The sequence below is a fragment of the Streptomyces sp. SirexAA-E genome (genome assembly GCF_000177195.2).
In the GTDB taxonomy this organism is placed as follows: domain Bacteria; phylum Actinomycetota; class Actinomycetes; order Streptomycetales; family Streptomycetaceae; genus Streptomyces; species Streptomyces flavovirens.
The window spans coordinates 137,861-152,356 of the sequence record NC_015953.1 but is presented as its reverse complement, the minus strand read 5'-3'; the positions used below and the strand labels follow the sequence as shown (position 1 = coordinate 152,356).

Here is a 14,496-nt window from a genome sequence, read left to right as displayed (position 1 = left end):
GTGAACATGCGGAAACGCGCGTTGATCGTGGGCCTCGGTATCGCGGGCATGTCCGCGGCCGTCGGACTGCGAGAGGCCGGATGGGACCCCGTGGTCGTCGAGCGGGCACCCCGGCGCCGCACCGGTGGCTATTTCGTCAACCTGATGCCCGAGGGCGTGAACGCGGCTGCCGACCTGGGCCTCGACGACCTGCACACCCGCGATCCCGAGCGGGGAACCACGTGGGTACTGAACCGTCGGGGACACCGCAGGCCCGCTCTGAGCTGGCTCGATCTGCCCAGTCGGCCCACGGCGATGGTCCGCGGTGACGTGGAGGCAGCGCTCTGGCACACGATGGCCGGTCGACGGCAGGGCGAGGGCGGCGTGGAGGTGCGCATGGCCACCGTGCCCCTGGAGATCGTCCAGGACGACAGAGCGGTGGAGGTGATGCTGGAGGACGTCTCCTCCGGCACACGCTACCGCGAGACCTTCGATCTGGTCATCGGCGCGGACGGGCTGCGCTCCACCGTACGACGGCTCGCGTTCGGCCCTCATGAGCGCTTCATGACCTCATGGAACGCCATGATCTGCGCCTTCGGACCGCCCGAACAGGCCCCGTCCTTCGGCGCGCAGGACAGTATCGTCAGCGCACGCCCAGGGCGCGCGGTGTGGGTGTTCGGCCTGGCCGACCGGGCGCCCACCGCCCTGCTGACGTACTGCACCAAGGACATCGACGCGCAGTTCACCGGAGACCGGACCGAGCGCCTGCGCGCCGTGTTCCACGACATGGGCCACCCCGCCGTGCGACACGTCCTGGACGCGCTGCCCCAAGCCCCTGACCACCTGTTCGACTCCGTGCACCAGGTGAAGACGGACAGGTGGAGCACGGGGCGGGTCATGGTCACCGGCGATGCGGCATGGTGCCTGAACCTGTTCTCCGGTGTGGGCACCACAGCCGCCCTGAGGGGCGGGGCGGAGCTCGGCCGTGTCCTGCGGGAGCGCCCTGACCACCTCGGCGCGGCGCCGGCCGCCTGGGAGGCGGGGCTCCGGCCCTTCGTCGCCACGCATCAGCGCATGGCACGGCTCAAGCACCAGTGGTTCGTGCCGACCAACCGCGTGCTGGCGGGAGTGCGCGCCCTCGCCATGCACCTGGCCGTCAACGCCCGCCGCGCGGACACCGAAGCCCGCCTCCTCCGAGCGGCCTTGCGTGACGAGGTCGGCGGCACCTGTCACCCGCAGAGCGGAACCAGGCGACATCGCGGTACCGCAGTGCCGGGCAGCTGAGCCGGTCGGGGGGCGCGGCTGCCGGTCCTGACGCCTGCTCAGACCTCTTCGGTGATGAAGTCCGTCAGCGCGGCAGCGACGGCACCGGGCTGTTCATCGGGGATGAAGTGTCCCGCGTCCGGTACGACGACCCCGGTGGCGTGGTCGGCCCACGGTCTGATGGAGGCCGCCATGTCGGGAATGGAGCCGTGGCTGCTGGAGACCCCGAGGACAGGGACCGTCAGGCGCTGTCGTTCCAGCGCTTCATGGTTCTTCCGCGCGGACTCGGTGGCGTCCCGGTAGTAGGCCAGGGACGCACGGAGGCCGCCGTCGGCGGCCACCGACGCGGCGTACCGCTCGATCTCGGCGTCGTCGAAGGCGTCGGAGGCCAGGGCCTTGGCCTTCAGGAACCAGCCGACGTACTCCCGTTCGCGGCCGGCGAGCAGGGTCTCGGGCAGGTCGGGCACGAGGTGGAAGGCGAAGTGCCAGGTCTTCCACGCCCGTTCGGGGTCGGTCGGGACGGCGTCAGGGAGTGTGATGCCCGGGATTCCGGCGTCGAGCAGTGCCAGGCCACGCAGCCGGCTCCGGTACTTCAAGGCGAGGGAGAAGGCGACCCACGCGCCGATGTCGTGGGCGGCCAGCCAGTATGCCGAGACTCCGAGCGCGTTGACCGCGGCGTGGACGTGCGAAGCGACCGTATGCGTGTCGTAGCTGATGTCCGGGCGTTCGGAGTGGCCCTGGCCCGGCAGGTCGATCGCGATGACGCGGAATCGGTCCGCCAGGTTCGGCATCACCTTGCGCCATGCCCACCAGGTCTGAGGGAACCCGGCGAGCAGCACGACGGCCGGCCCGTCCGGCTGGCCGCCTTCGACCGCGTGGAGCCGGACGCCGCCCGCGTCGACCCACCGGTGGGTGAAACCGGCCAGGTCGGGCAGCGGCAGGTCGCGGACCGGGTTGCCGGAGTCGCGGGGGGCGCCTGCGGGGTCATTCATGGTTCTCCTCCACCGGTGTGAAGCGTGTGAGGCGTGTGAGGCGTGTGAGGTCTGCGGGATGTCCGGCCGGGATCATGCCTTCACCCTAAACCATCTTGAACTGCTTGGTTCAAGATGGTTGGATGGTCTGCACCACGAAGGCGGAGCAGGGGGGGGGCGGTATGGCGGGCAAGAAGCGGTTCGACGTCTCCGCGGCGCTCGACGCGGCGATGATCCAGTTCTGGCGGGCCGGCTACGCGGACACGTCGGTGGACGACCTGTCCCGGGCGACCGGGCTCAACCGCAGCTCCATCTACTCCTCCCTCGGCGACAAGGACGCACTCTTCCTGCGCTGCCTGGAGCGCTACACCACCCGCTACGGAGACAAGTACGACGCCGCGTTGTCCTGCGCCGCCGACCGGCCCCTGGCGGCCGTGCGGGCGTTCTTCGACATCACCCTGGAACGCATCGCGGATCCCGGTCTGCCCGACGGATGCCTGGTGGCCCAGACCGTCATGGCGACCCCGGTGCTGAGCGCGGGCGTCGCGGCGCGTGCACGGGAGGCGATCGGCTTCCAGCACACCCGGCTACGCGCCGCGTTGCGGGCCGGCCGGCTGCCCGAGGAGGCGGCCGAGTCCTTCGCGACCCACCTTGCGGCCGTGAACCAGTCCCTCGCCGTCATGAGCAGGGCCGGGACGAGCGCGGAGCGGCTGCGCGCCGTCGTCGACGTGGCCCTCGACGCACTTGCGCGGACTCTCGGCGCGAGCCCGGCTCTGTAGGCCCCCGGACGGTACGTCCTGTTGGTCGCCGGGTCGCCGGGTCGCCGGGTCGCCGGGTCGCCGGGTCGCCGGGTCGGCGCGGCGAGTGGCGGGCCGCGGCGCGAGCTGACAACCGACAGCGTCCGGAGGCCGGTCGCCGGACCGGACGCGCCGTCGTACCGGCCGAGATCGTAGGGCGCTGTCGGCGGGAAGGGGGGCCGCCCACGACGCCGGGCCGAACTTTGAACTCGGAGATGACAAAGTATGGACTTGCCCAGCAGAAGTCCCCTAACGTGACGGCGCAACCGCAGGCGTAGCGCTATTTCGCGGATCCGTACAGCCCGACCGGAGTGCAACCCCGTTCTGGAGGACCTATGCATCCACGGCTGTTCCAACGTGCCCGAAGCCGGCTCGTCACGCTGCTCGTCGGCGGCTTGTTCGCGGGAGGTGTCGGGATCGCACCGCCGGTCGCCGCCGCACCGGACGACATCCCGCCCCAGGAACCGGGCGTCACCCTGCGCGTCTTCGACACCCAGGTGCCCCTCGGCGAACTGTGTACGCTCAAGCCGGGCCAGACCCCCAACCACGACAAGCTGATGCCCACGGTGGACTGGTCCACGGTCGAGGACTTCGGCGGCTACGCCGACAACTTCGTGGCCGAGGTCTCCGGGTATCTCGTCGTCCCCGCTGACGGGACGTACGCCTTCCGTCTCAACAGCGACGACGGTTCACGGCTGACCATCGACGACCGGGAGGTCATCGACCACGACGGTCTGCACGGTGCCGAGCCCAAGGACGGGTCCGTGCAACTCACCGCGGGATCACACCCGTTCCGCGTCGACTACTTCGAGCGGGGCGGCGAGCAGCAACTGACGCTCGCCTGGAAGCCACCGGGCGTGGAGGAGTTCGGCGTCGTCCCGCGCGAGGCCCTGAGCACCGACGCCGGGGTCGTCCGGGTCACCGCGCCGGGCCGCAAGGAGTGCGAATCGGGCGCGGACAGTCCCGGCGACGGCCTGCCGCTCGCCGATGTGCGTCCCGACCTCGATCTCACCGACCTGCGCCCGGACGGCTTCGAACCACAGGTCACCGGCATGGACTGGCTGCCTGACGGACGTCTGGCCCTCTCCACCTGGGGTGGCTCCGAGAGCCGGACCGGCGAGGTGTACCTCCTCGACCACGTCACCGGGGGCACCAGCCGGGACAAGGTGACGGTGAAAAAGGTCGCCGAGGGCCTCCGCGAGCCGATGGGCATCAAGTACGTCGACGGTTCCCTGTACGTCTCGCAGAAGCACGAGCTGACGCAACTCGTCGACAACGACAAGGACATCGTCACCGACGAGTACCGCACGGTCGCCACCTGGCCGTACGGCGGGAACTTCCACGAGTTCGCCTTCGGACTGCTCTACCGCGACGGCTACTTCTACGTGAACCTGTCCGTCGCCATCGACTACGGCGGCGCGACCACCACGCCGCAGCCGGTCGAGGGCCGCGGCACGACGTACAAGATCGACAAGAAGACGGGCAGGATCCACGCCATCGCGGGCGGCCTGCGGACCCCGAACGGGATCGGCTGGGGTCCGGGCGGTTCCCTCTTCACCACCGACAACCAGGGCGGCTGGCTGCCCGCGTCGAAGCTCGTCCAGATAAAGCAGGATCGCTTCTTCAACCACTACACCCAGCCGTCGGGCCGGTTCGACGACCGGCCCGTCACCCAGCCGGTGCTGTGGCTGCCGCAGAACGAGATCGCCAATTCTCCCAGCACGCCGCTGTACCTGACAAAGGGCCGTTTCGCCGGCCAGATGCTGTTCGGCGACGTCACCTACGGCGGACTCCAGCGTGGCTATCTGGAAAAGGTGAAAGGCCAGTACCAAGGCGCCGTGTTCCGCTACACGCAGGGGCTCGAGGCCGGCGTCAACCGCATCACCATGGGTCCCGACGGTGCCATATACGCGGGCGGCCTCGGGGCCGACGGCAACTGGGGCCAGGAAGGGAAACTGAAGTTCGGCCTGCAGAAGCTCACGCCGAACGGCGGCAACACCTTCGACATCAAGGAGATGCGCGCCGTACCCGGCGGCTTCGACCTCGAGTACACCCAGCCGCTCTCGGAAGCCGCCGCCGAGCAGTTGGCGTCCCACTACCAGGCGGAGCAGTGGCGCTACACCCCCACCTCCGACTACGGCGGTCCCAAGATCGCGGAGGAGCGGCTCGCCGTTCGCTCGGCGGCCCTTTCCGACGACGGCCGCACCGTGCGGCTGCGACTCGACGGGCTCAAGCCCGACCGGGTCGTACACCTCCGCTCACCGCGCCCCTTCGCTTCCGCGTCCGGCGAGACGCTGTGGAGCACGGAGGCCTGGTACACGCTCAACGCCCTGCCGGGCGAGCAGCCGCCGCCGGCCACGCTGTACGAGGCGGAGGAGGCGCGGCTCACCGGCGCGGTCGGCATCCGCACCGACCACACCGGATACTCGGGCAGCGGCTTCGTCGACCGCTACGCCACGGAGGGCCAGGGCACCACGACCTTCGAGGTGACCGTCCCCAAGGCCGGCGAGTACGACGTGAACCTGCGTTACTCCAACGGCCCCGACCCCTTCGAGGGCACCAAGTCCCTGTCCCTGTACGCCAACGGGAAGAAGCTGCGGCAGACGGAACTCGCCTCGACCGGCACCTGGGACGCCTGGTCGACGCAGACCGAGCGGGTCCGTCTGCACGCGGGGGCCAACACTCTCTCGTACCGCTTCGACCCGGGCGACACCGGTCATGTCAACCTCGACCTGATCACCGTGCGAGCCCCTGGGGCACCGGTCTCCCTCTTCGACGGCACCGCCGCATCCCAGGAGCAGTGGCAGCACACGGACGGCCGCCGCGTCGAATGGCCGTTGACCGACGAGCGGTCGATGGAGGTGTGCTGCGGGGACATCCGCACCAAGGACGCCTACCAGGACTTCCGGCTGCGAGTGGAATTCCGGGTGCCGCTGCTGCCGGACGACGTGACCGGCCAGGACCGCGGCAACAGCGGCATCTACCTCCAGGACCGTTACGAGCTCCAGATCCTGGATTCGTACGGCGACACCACCCTCGGCGCGAACGAGGCGGGTGCGATCTACGAGAAGAGGGCACCGGACGTCAACGCGGCCACGGCCCCGGAGACGTGGCAGACGTACGACATCACGTTCCGCGCGGCGCGCTTCGACGACGACGGCCGCAAGACCGCCGACGCCCGCGTGACGGTGGTGTGGAACGGCCGGAAGGTCCACGACGACGTCGCGATCGACGGACCGACCGGCGCGGGTGCGCCGGAGCTCCCGTCGGCAGGAGCGATCCGCCTCCAGGGCCACGGGAGCAAGGTGCGCTTCCGCGACATCCGCATCGAACCGCTGAGCTGAGGCCCGGGACCCTCTGCCGGTGCGGGGCACCCATGAGACCTGGGCGCCCCGCACCGTTCGACGCGGGCGAGACCGCGCGGACGTCACGGGCCTCCGTGGGGACGCGGCGCGCGGGCGCCGGACGCGGCCGCCGTTGTGTCGTGCCGGCGTGGCCGGAACCGCACGCACCAGGCCCGGTGCGAGGCACCACCGTGCGGCGGCCGGTGGTCACCAGCAGGGGCTGCCGTCGTCCTCGCGCCAGGTCACCTTCGTGACGGACATGGGCACGGTGAAGTAACTGCCCTGGCCCCTGCTGACACACGCCGTGCGCGCGGTCCCCTGTCCCTCGTCCTGGGCGACGACGTACGTCATCGTGACGTCCCGGGACGTGTTGTTGTAGAAGATGTGGCCGCGAGCGCTGCCGGACCATTCGCCCTGGGTCGCCAGCGACGGAGGCATATCGGTGTCTCCGTACCAGAATTCGGGCCAGACGCAGAACGTGTTTTGCGGGCAGTTGCCGGAAGCCCATGCCGAAGCGGTGGGCGCCGAGGCCATAACTCCGAGGAAGGCCGCGGGCAGTGCTGCGAGGGCGATGGTCCTCAAGCGCATGGGGGTATCCCTTCCGGAGACGTCTCGTTCACGCTAACCGTAATGATGTTGAAAGATCAAGTGTCAGGTTCGCGACATCCCCGAGGTCGGGAGGTCCGGGGGTCGGTGTCGGGTGATCGCGCCGATTCTCATACCGGTATAGTTTGACCGGTATAGTTGTTGGTTCACGTGAGGAAAGTGGCACATGATCGAGATCCTGAACCCCGCCCTGCTGGCCCGTGCGAAAGACACAGGTGCCCTGGTCGCGGACATCCTGCAGTCACTGAAGGAGCGGAGCACGATCGGGACGAACCTTCTGGACATCGACCGGTGGACCAAGGCCATGATCGCCGAGGCGGGAGCGCTGTCCTGCTACGTCGACTACGCGCCGTCCTTCGGGCGCGGTCCGTTCGGCCACTACATCTGCACGGCCGTCAACGACGCCGTGCTCCACGGGCGGCCTCACGACTACACGCTCGCCGACGGCGATCTGCTCACTCTCGACCTTGCGGTCTCCAAGCGCGGGGTGGCCGCGGACGCCGCCATCAGCTTCGTCGTGGGCGATGCGCGGCCGACGGAAAGCGTCGCCATGATCGAGACGACCGAGCGCGCACTGGCTGCGGGGATCGCCGCCGCCGGACCCGGAGCTCGTATCGGCGACATCTCCCACGCCATCGGCACGGTCCTCGGCCAGGCCGGCTACGAGATCAACACCGAATTCGGAGGCCATGGCATCGGGTCGACGATGCACCAGGACCCGCACGTCGCGAACACCGGGCGGCCCGGCCGCGGATACAAACTGCGCCCCGGGCTCCTGCTGGCGCTGGAGCCGTGGATCATGGCGGACACCGCCGAACTCGTCACCGACGCCGACGGATGGACCCTCCGAAGCGCGACGGGCTGCCGGACGGCACACAGCGAGCACACGATCGCCATCACCGAGGACGGAGCCGACATCCTCACCCTGCCGAAGTCGTCGCGGTCGTAAGGGAGCCGGTTGGTCATGGTCGGGCCGGCGGTCGTCGTGCACGGCAACCCGTCGCCGTGCTCGGCCGACGAGGACGCGTCGGCGGCCGTCGCCCGGTTCCGGTGCGTCGTGACCTGCCGGGCCCGGACGCACCGGAAGCGGCGCTCACCGCGCGTGGAGGGCTGCCTCTCGTAACGCGTGGCCGTAGCGCGTGACCCTGACGGCGATGCCGTTCGCCACTGTCATCACGTATCGGGCGAGCAGGTCGGGGTCCGTGGCCGAAGGCAGGTCCCACTCGTCGACGGCCCGCTGGAACCGGTGGCGGAGGCGGCTGCGGCCGTCCTCGCGCCAGGCGGTCAGGGCGTCCTGGGCGGGTCGCTCCGGGCGCGATCGCCCCCCTGAGTCGACATCGCCATAGGCGAGGAGCACGCGGTCACCGTCAAGGCGGAACTGGCGGCGGGAGTGCCGATCGGCCACAGGGGGCGCCCGGAGGAGGTCGCCGCCGCCGCGGCCTCCCTCGCCTCCGCGGACAGCAGCTTCGTGCTCGGCACCACCCTGCACGTCAACGGCGGCGAGAACCGGTCCTGACCCCGTGACAGGTCGTCCGGCCGTCACGAGCACCGCGCAGCACGCCCGGGCCGGACACCGAACACTCGCGGTCGAACCAGGTGCGAGGCGGGGCGGCTTCGGGGAGGGGTGTGGTGAGTGAGAGGGGTGTGTCAGAGTCTGTGCATGCTTGAGATCGTGGTGAAGACCGAGAACGGGGAGCGGCACGTCCGTGTGTCCGCCGAGGAGCTGGCCGGGTTGGTCCGGCGCATCGGTGGCGACGGCGACCGGTTTCTGGTGGTCCAGCGGATACCCGACCTGCCTGACGTCTTCGCCCAGGTCTGGCACGAGGCCGGTGCGGACTACACGCTGGAGCGCCGGGACGGTGCCGTCGACCGGCACTTCCGGACGACGGCCGACGGGCCCGAACCCGTGATCGCGGCGATGACCGGCTGGGCCCGCCAGGGGGTTCGTCGGGACCAAGGCCTGACCTGGTCGCCGCTCGACATGGGCCCCGCCCGCGAAGTGCCGCCGCTCGAACTCGACGACGACCAGCGCGTGGAGTTGGAGAGGCACGTCCGCGAGGTGCTGGTCGGCGGCTACGCCTCCCGCGCCGAACTGGCGGAGCTCGCGGAGGAGTTCCTGGTCACCCGGGACCGCCGGCCCGTCTTGCGCGAGCAAGCGGAGGCGCTGGCCGACCGGTTGTGGCTGGAGCGGGTCGCGGAGCAGGCCGCATGGCAGGGCGAGACCGACCCTGAGCGGCTCTCCCGCGCGTTCACCGCCCTGCGGGAGGCCGGCATCACGGCCCGCGAGAACTTCACCTGCTGCCGCACCTGTGGTCAGTCCGAGATCGGCGGCGAACGCGAGCCCGGCGCCCGTGGCTTCGTCTACTTCCACACCCAGTGCACGGACTCCGCCGCAGCCGGCCACGGACTGATGCTCCTCTACGGCGGTTTCGACGGCTCGTCCGAGACCACGGCGGCCATCGGCCACGAGGTCGTGGCCGCCCTCGAAGCAGCCGGACTCCGCACCGAGTGGGACCGTGACCCCGACCGGGCCGTCACCGTCACCCCATTGGACTGGCGGCGCCGCCTGGTCGGCTGAGGGCTCTCCCGTGATACCCGGCGGGCGACAGGTGCCTGACAGCATCCGGCTGCGCTACCGGCGGGAGGCCGTCGACGGCTTCCTGGCAGGGCCGGCACAGGGCGGGCCCTGTGGGCGTGATCGTCAGAAGTCGCCGAAGAAGCGATTACCCCCTGATCACTGAACATGCCGGGGCAGTCGGATTTGCCCGTCGTGGTCGCCGGTGCCGGTGAGAGCAGAACGCGCTCACACACACGACGATCCGGGCCCGACAGGGGACACCACGCTCGCGCGGCGGACGGAGTCTCGCCACGGCCGAGGTCAGTGACCGCTCAGGCACGCACGGGCCGAAGCGCGGAACGCGGCCACCAGCCGGCCATGGTCCCCGGCCCGGGTCGCCACGACGACGTGGCCCGGTTCGACGCCGTGCAGCGGGACGGTGGTGAGGTCGCGTCGTGTGCCGCCGGTGTGCAGCGCGGCCGGAATGATGGCCACGGCCTCTCCGGCGGCAATGCGTTCGATCTTGTCCTCGATGGTCGTGACCGGGGGCCCGCCTGGTGCGGGGCGGCCTCCCGGCCGCGGATCGATGCGCCAGTGAGCGTCCCACTCCGGATCCGGGAAACGGGGGATCGGCTCCTCCTCGATGTCGTCGAGCGTCACCGACTCCCTTCCCGCCAGCCGGTGCCGGGCGGGTACGAGCAGCAACTTCGGCTCGTCGTACAGGACCGTCACGTCCAGGCCGTCGGTCCGCAGCGGCAGCCGGGTGACCGCCGCGTCGACCCGTCGGTCGAGCAGGGCCTCGCGCGGCTCGTTCCACTCCAGGTGCAGTGTGCGTACGTCGGCGTCAGGATGTCTGTGCCGCACGTCCCGTACCGCCGGGGTGACGATCAGCCCCGCGGTGTAGCCGACGGTGATCCGGGTGGGCTCCGCGGCGGCCCTGGCGGCGGCCGCGGCCCGCTCGGCCGAGCGCAACAGGCCGCGTGCGTGGGGAAGGAAGGACTCTCCGGCCTCGGTGAGCCGCGTGCCCTGCCGCGTACGGTCGAGAAGCCGCGCACCCACCTGCGTCTCGAGCTGTCTGATCTGCCGGCTCAGCGACGGTTGCGCGATGTGCAGTTCGGCTGCGGCCCGGCCGTAATGCAGGTGCGACGCGACGGCGGTGAAGTAGCGCACCAGCCGGAGGTCGAGATCCGTCATGCCTGAAGTGTATGACGTGTTCCGGAACAGGTCTTTGATCACCGAGGGGACGCGTCCCTAGCGTGAGATCCATGCCAACCAACAACGAGATCGTGGTCCGGCGCTTCTACGAGGCCCTCTCCACCGGTGACACCGCGCTGGTCGACGAGGCACTCGCCGCCGACTGGGAAGCCGTGCCGCCCTTGCGTACCGGGTGCGGCCCCGAGGGGTGGAAGGCGAGCATCGCGCACCTTCGCGGCGTCTTCAGCGACCTGACCGTCGAGTTCGAAGCCGTCGTCGCGAACGGGGACATGGTCGCGGTGCGTGCGGTCAACCGCGCGAAGCACACGGGGGAGTTGCTCGGCGTCGAGGGAACCGGCCGCGAGGTCGAGTTCCGGGCGGCCGACTTCCACCGGGTGGTCGGCGGCCGCATCGTGCGGACCTGGCATCTGGAGGACTACTTCGCGATCGCCACCCAGATCGGACCGGAGTTCACCCGTGGCGCTTGAGGGAAAGACAGCGGTGGTGACCGGGGCAGCCCGTGGCATCGGGTACGCGTACTGCGAGCGGCTCGCCGCGGACGGCGCCAACGTGGTCGCCGTCGACATCGACGACCCGGCGAACGCCGTGACACAGCTGACGGGCAGCGGCGACGGACTGGGGCTGGTGTGCGACATCAGCGAGCCGTCACAGGTCGACGCCGTGGTCGGCACGGTCCTCGACCGGTACGGGCACTGCGACATCCTCGTCAACAACGCCGGGGTCTTTCCCTTCACCGACCTCGACCACGTGACGATCGAACTGTGGCGAAGGGTGCAGGCGGTCAACGTCGAGGCGATCCTGCTCTTCACCCAGGCGTTCGCGCCGGGGATGCGGGCCGTCGGGTGGGGGCGCGTCGTCAACACGGGTTCGGGCATCACCACGACGCAGAACCGCGACCTGGCGTACATGACCAGCAAGGGCACCGTGCACGCGCTGACCCGGGCGCTCGCCAACGAACTCGGCGACAGCGGCATCACGGTCAACGCGATCGCCCCGGGCCTGGTGGCGACGCAGGGCTTCCTGGGCCGCGTCAGGACGAACGGCCCGACCGCCGACGAGGTGGTCGCCCGCATGACGGCCATGCAGACCATCAAACGCCGGTCGGTCCCGGCTGATCTCGGCAGCGCCCTCGGCTTCCTGGTCTCGGACGACGCCGGCTTCGTCACCGGCCAGATCCTGCACGTCGACGGCGGCGTGACCCGCACGGGCGCCCGACCGTGCCCGACGCGCCCCGCTGCGCCGCCGCAAGGCACCGGACCGCTACCCGCCCGCGCGACCGAGTCGACGTACTCGATCAGCGCGGGAGGCGCGGGGAGGCAGGGTCGTGGCGGGGGAGGGGCCCTCGCTCAGGCCGCGCGCCGGCCGGTGTGCAGTGGGGTGCCGACGGCGAGGTCCTCCGGGTCCAGCGCCAGCGACAGGGCGGCGGTGGCGCCGACGTCCGCCAGGCTGTGCGCGTCCGGGAGGAGTTCCACCCCGTGGGCGTCCGGCCGGTGGATCAGCACCGGTACGTACTCACGGGTGTGGAGCGCGTGGCCGATCGTGGGGTCGTTCCCGTGGTCCCCGGTGACGATCAGCCGGTCGCCGGGGGCTGCGAGCAGCGCCACCAGCCCGGCCAGGCCCGCGTCCACCTGTTCCAGCAGGTGTCCGTACCGCTCCGGATCCTGCTGGTGCCCCGCCAGGTCCGTCTCCTGGACGTTCGCGACCACGAGGGCATCGCCCTCGGCGCGTACCGCCTCCAGGGTGTGCGACAGGACGTCGACGGTGGCGACGGCCGGATGACGTGTCGCCCCCGCGCACTCCAGGATGTCGGCGGCCTTGCCGACCAGGGTCACCGGGATGCCCGCCCGGGCTGCCAGCTCGGGAAGCTGGCGGGTGTGGTCGAGCGCGGCCCCGAGGTGCTGCACCTGGAGGCCGCCGTTGCGGTAGAAGCCGCTGGCGGGCGTGTCCAGCCCGATCGTCCGCCCGTCGCCGGGGCGGACGAAGCCGCTCAGCGGGCCGTCCGCGTGTCCGCCGACGGCGATGACCCGCGCGACCGGAGCGACGGCGCGCACGGTACGGGCGATGGCGAGGATTCCGCCGGGTCCCTCGAAGGGGAGGTCGTCGACGCGGCCGGAGGCGTTCCAGTTGATTCCGGGATCGGCCTCCAGATTGTCGTGGACCAGGACCGCCCCGTCGACGACGAGCAGCGGCTGCCCGTCCAGCGGTTCGACCCGGTGGCCGGCGGTCGTGAGCGCGTCGGACACCTCGTCGAGGTGATCGGCGAGCCTGGCCACCGTCACCCGGCTGAAGTCGGCGCCCATCATGGTCTGGTGGCCCGCGAAGGTGTCCGCGCCCGGGTAGCCGAGCGCGGCCCTGCCCGCGGCCACGGGCAGATGGGTGCGGCGTGCCAGGTCCGGGTGCGGGTGCACCAGCCCGAGCCCCAGCGCCCCGAGCACCGGCAGGCGCAGCGGCCGTCCGAATGCGGTGCGGCAGTGGTCGAGTACGTGCCCGCAGGTGTCGGCGGCGATGTCGCCGGGGCGCAGGACGCCCGCGTCGGGCATGGCACCGACGCCGAATCCGTCGATGACGACGATGACGGTCTTGGCCATGAGGTGCTCCTTACAGGGCTCGGCCATGGGCGTCGTACAGCCCGTTCAGCCGGGGGCTGCCGGAGGCCAGTCCGGAGACGACGGCGACGGTCGAGCGGGTGACGAAGATCTGGGTACGGAAGGCGAGCAGCGCGGTGTCCCCGACGCGGACGTCCGCCGCACGGGTGGGCGCGTCGAGCAGCCGGTAGTAGTCGATGTTCTCGGCGGGCGCGCTCTGCACGCCCAGCCGGATGCCGGTGCGCGGCAGGAGGGCGCTGCGGATGTGGGAGCGGTTGTAGAAGCCGCCGCCGTATATCGCCGGGCGGCCGTCGTCGAGGGTGTGGGCGACTTCGCTGACGTACACGTACGCGGGCTTCTCCGGTTGGGCGGGGTCGAGGGCGTGCAGCGGGGTCGTGCCGGTGAGGGCGTGGCCCGGTTCGCCGTGGGTGGCCCCCAGTTCGGCCAGCAGCGGGAGTGAGGCCATCGAGGTGGCGCTGGGGGCGCTGAGCTTGAGGCCGTGGTGCCCGCGCGCCGCCAGGAGTTCGCGGGCCTCGATCGCCAGGCCGAGGTTGGGGGTGGCGGCCGGCATGCCCGTCGTCGGATCGCACAGGACGCACGGGAAGGCGGTGACGCCCGCGATCCGGATGCCGTCCAGTGCCTCGGCGTCCTTGGCGAAGGCGTCCAGGCGGTCGAGCGGGACGCCACCCTCCTGGCCGGGGTAGACGGTGCCGGCGGCACCTTCGAGCCGGATCAAGATGTCCTGGACGAAGCCCAGTTCGCGTGCCGCCTCGGAAACGGCGCGGGCGTTGGCCAGGTCGAAGACCGTGACGGTCTCCGGACGCCAGGCCAGCATCTCGGGCAGCGCACGCCGGGGAATCTGGACGAGGTGGCCGAGGTTGCCGGGCTGCGCTCCCGCGGCGTGCAGGGTGCGGGCCTCTGCCGGGTCGATGGCGGCCGAGCGGGGGATGTGCCGGGCGACGGCCCGGATCAGTTCGGGGTTGCGGCCGACCTGCTTGACGACGAACCAGAGGCCGAGGCCGAGACGTTCGGCCTCCGCCGCCAGCAGTGCGGCGTTGGCCTCGACGGCGTCCAGGTCCACGACATAGGTGTCGGGCGGGATCTCGCCGTTCCGGTGGAGCGCGGCCGCCGCGTCGACGAGCCCGGGGTTGCGGGTGAGCACGGTGTCGAGAAACACGG

General features: G+C 71.0%; 14 protein-coding genes. 7 read left to right on the top strand and 7 right to left on the bottom strand.

Annotated features, from left to right (window positions below; genetic code table 11):
* The first annotated feature begins 6 nt into the window (after positions 1 to 6).
* Positions 7 to 1,263: an FAD-dependent monooxygenase gene (locus SACTE_RS00615; RefSeq protein ID WP_014044080.1), complete on the top strand. Its 1,257-nt coding sequence runs from the start codon at positions 7 to 9 to the stop codon at positions 1,261 to 1,263.
* A 38-nt stretch (positions 1,264 to 1,301) separates the two neighbouring features.
* Here the strand turns inward: SACTE_RS00615 and SACTE_RS00610 are convergent, their stop codons facing one another.
* Positions 1,302 to 2,234, bottom strand: a complete 933-nt coding sequence (locus tag SACTE_RS00610; RefSeq protein WP_014044079.1) for an alpha/beta hydrolase — start codon at positions 2,232 to 2,234, stop codon at positions 1,302 to 1,304.
* Positions 2,235 to 2,395: 161 nt separating this feature from the next.
* On the opposite strand from SACTE_RS00610, the gene SACTE_RS00605 reads away from it, so the two are divergent.
* Positions 2,396 to 2,992 carry a TetR/AcrR family transcriptional regulator gene (locus tag SACTE_RS00605; protein ID WP_019992975.1) on the top strand — a complete coding sequence of 199 codons (597 nt, stop codon included), beginning with the start codon at positions 2,396 to 2,398 and terminating at the stop codon, positions 2,990 to 2,992.
* A 353-nt stretch (positions 2,993 to 3,345) separates the two neighbouring features.
* Positions 3,346 to 6,354 carry a family 16 glycoside hydrolase gene (locus SACTE_RS00600; protein WP_014044077.1) on the top strand — a complete coding sequence of 1,003 codons (3,009 nt, stop codon included), beginning with the start codon at positions 3,346 to 3,348 and terminating at the stop codon, positions 6,352 to 6,354.
* A 207-nt stretch (positions 6,355 to 6,561) separates the two neighbouring features.
* Here the strand turns inward: SACTE_RS00600 and SACTE_RS34205 are convergent, their stop codons facing one another.
* On the bottom strand, positions 6,562 to 6,942 hold the full coding sequence (locus SACTE_RS34205; protein ID WP_014044076.1) for a hypothetical protein: 381 nt from the start codon (positions 6,940 to 6,942) through the stop codon (positions 6,562 to 6,564).
* A 184-nt stretch (positions 6,943 to 7,126) separates the two neighbouring features.
* Between SACTE_RS34205 and map the strand changes: the two genes are divergently transcribed.
* Entirely contained in the window at positions 7,127 to 7,909 is a 783-nt protein-coding gene (gene map / locus SACTE_RS00585) for a type I methionyl aminopeptidase (protein ID WP_014044075.1), read from the top strand.
* Between the two features lie 144 nt (positions 7,910 to 8,053).
* Here map and SACTE_RS35535 read toward each other — a convergent pair whose 3' ends face one another.
* The gene (locus tag SACTE_RS35535; RefSeq protein ID WP_041676411.1) at positions 8,054 to 8,317 is read right to left on the bottom strand and encodes a hypothetical protein; all 264 of its coding nucleotides are present in this window, start codon (positions 8,315 to 8,317) and stop codon (positions 8,054 to 8,056) included.
* On the opposite strand from SACTE_RS35535, the gene SACTE_RS32760 reads away from it, so the two are divergent.
* The gene (locus tag SACTE_RS32760; protein ID WP_309251012.1) at positions 8,297 to 8,476 is read left to right on the top strand and encodes an SDR family oxidoreductase; all 180 of its coding nucleotides are present in this window, start codon (positions 8,297 to 8,299) and stop codon (positions 8,474 to 8,476) included. The two genes, SACTE_RS35535 and SACTE_RS32760, sit on opposite strands and share 21 nt — an antisense overlap.
* Positions 8,477 to 8,620: 144 nt before the next feature.
* Positions 8,621 to 9,538, top strand: a complete 918-nt coding sequence (locus SACTE_RS00575; RefSeq protein WP_019992979.1) for a hypothetical protein — start codon at positions 8,621 to 8,623, stop codon at positions 9,536 to 9,538.
* 300 nt (positions 9,539 to 9,838) lie between these two features.
* On the opposite strand, the gene SACTE_RS00570 is transcribed toward SACTE_RS00575, so the two are convergent.
* Positions 9,839 to 10,711 carry a LysR substrate-binding domain-containing protein gene (locus SACTE_RS00570; RefSeq protein WP_019992980.1) on the bottom strand — a complete coding sequence of 291 codons (873 nt, stop codon included), beginning with the start codon at positions 10,709 to 10,711 and terminating at the stop codon, positions 9,839 to 9,841.
* 71 nt (positions 10,712 to 10,782) lie between these two features.
* Between SACTE_RS00570 and SACTE_RS00565 the strand changes: the two genes are divergently transcribed.
* A complete protein-coding gene (locus SACTE_RS00565; RefSeq protein WP_014044071.1) occupies positions 10,783 to 11,199 on the top strand; it encodes an ester cyclase in 417 nt (138 codons plus the stop codon).
* A gap of 178 nt (positions 11,200 to 11,377) precedes the next feature.
* Here SACTE_RS00565 and SACTE_RS35345 read toward each other — a convergent pair whose 3' ends face one another.
* From SACTE_RS35345 to SACTE_RS00555, 3 genes are all read right to left on the bottom strand, one after another.
* Complete coding sequence (locus SACTE_RS35345) at positions 11,378 to 11,914, bottom strand: hypothetical protein (RefSeq protein WP_176724335.1); 537 nt, start codon at positions 11,912 to 11,914, stop codon at positions 11,378 to 11,380.
* A 164-nt stretch (positions 11,915 to 12,078) separates the two neighbouring features.
* Positions 12,079 to 13,320, bottom strand: a complete 1,242-nt coding sequence (locus tag SACTE_RS00560) for a phosphopentomutase (protein WP_014044070.1) — start codon at positions 13,318 to 13,320, stop codon at positions 12,079 to 12,081.
* A gap of 10 nt (positions 13,321 to 13,330) precedes the next feature.
* The gene (locus SACTE_RS00555; protein ID WP_014044069.1) at positions 13,331 to 14,494 is read right to left on the bottom strand and encodes an alanine racemase; all 1,164 of its coding nucleotides are present in this window, start codon (positions 14,492 to 14,494) and stop codon (positions 13,331 to 13,333) included.
* Positions 14,495 to 14,496: the final 2 nt, after the last annotated feature.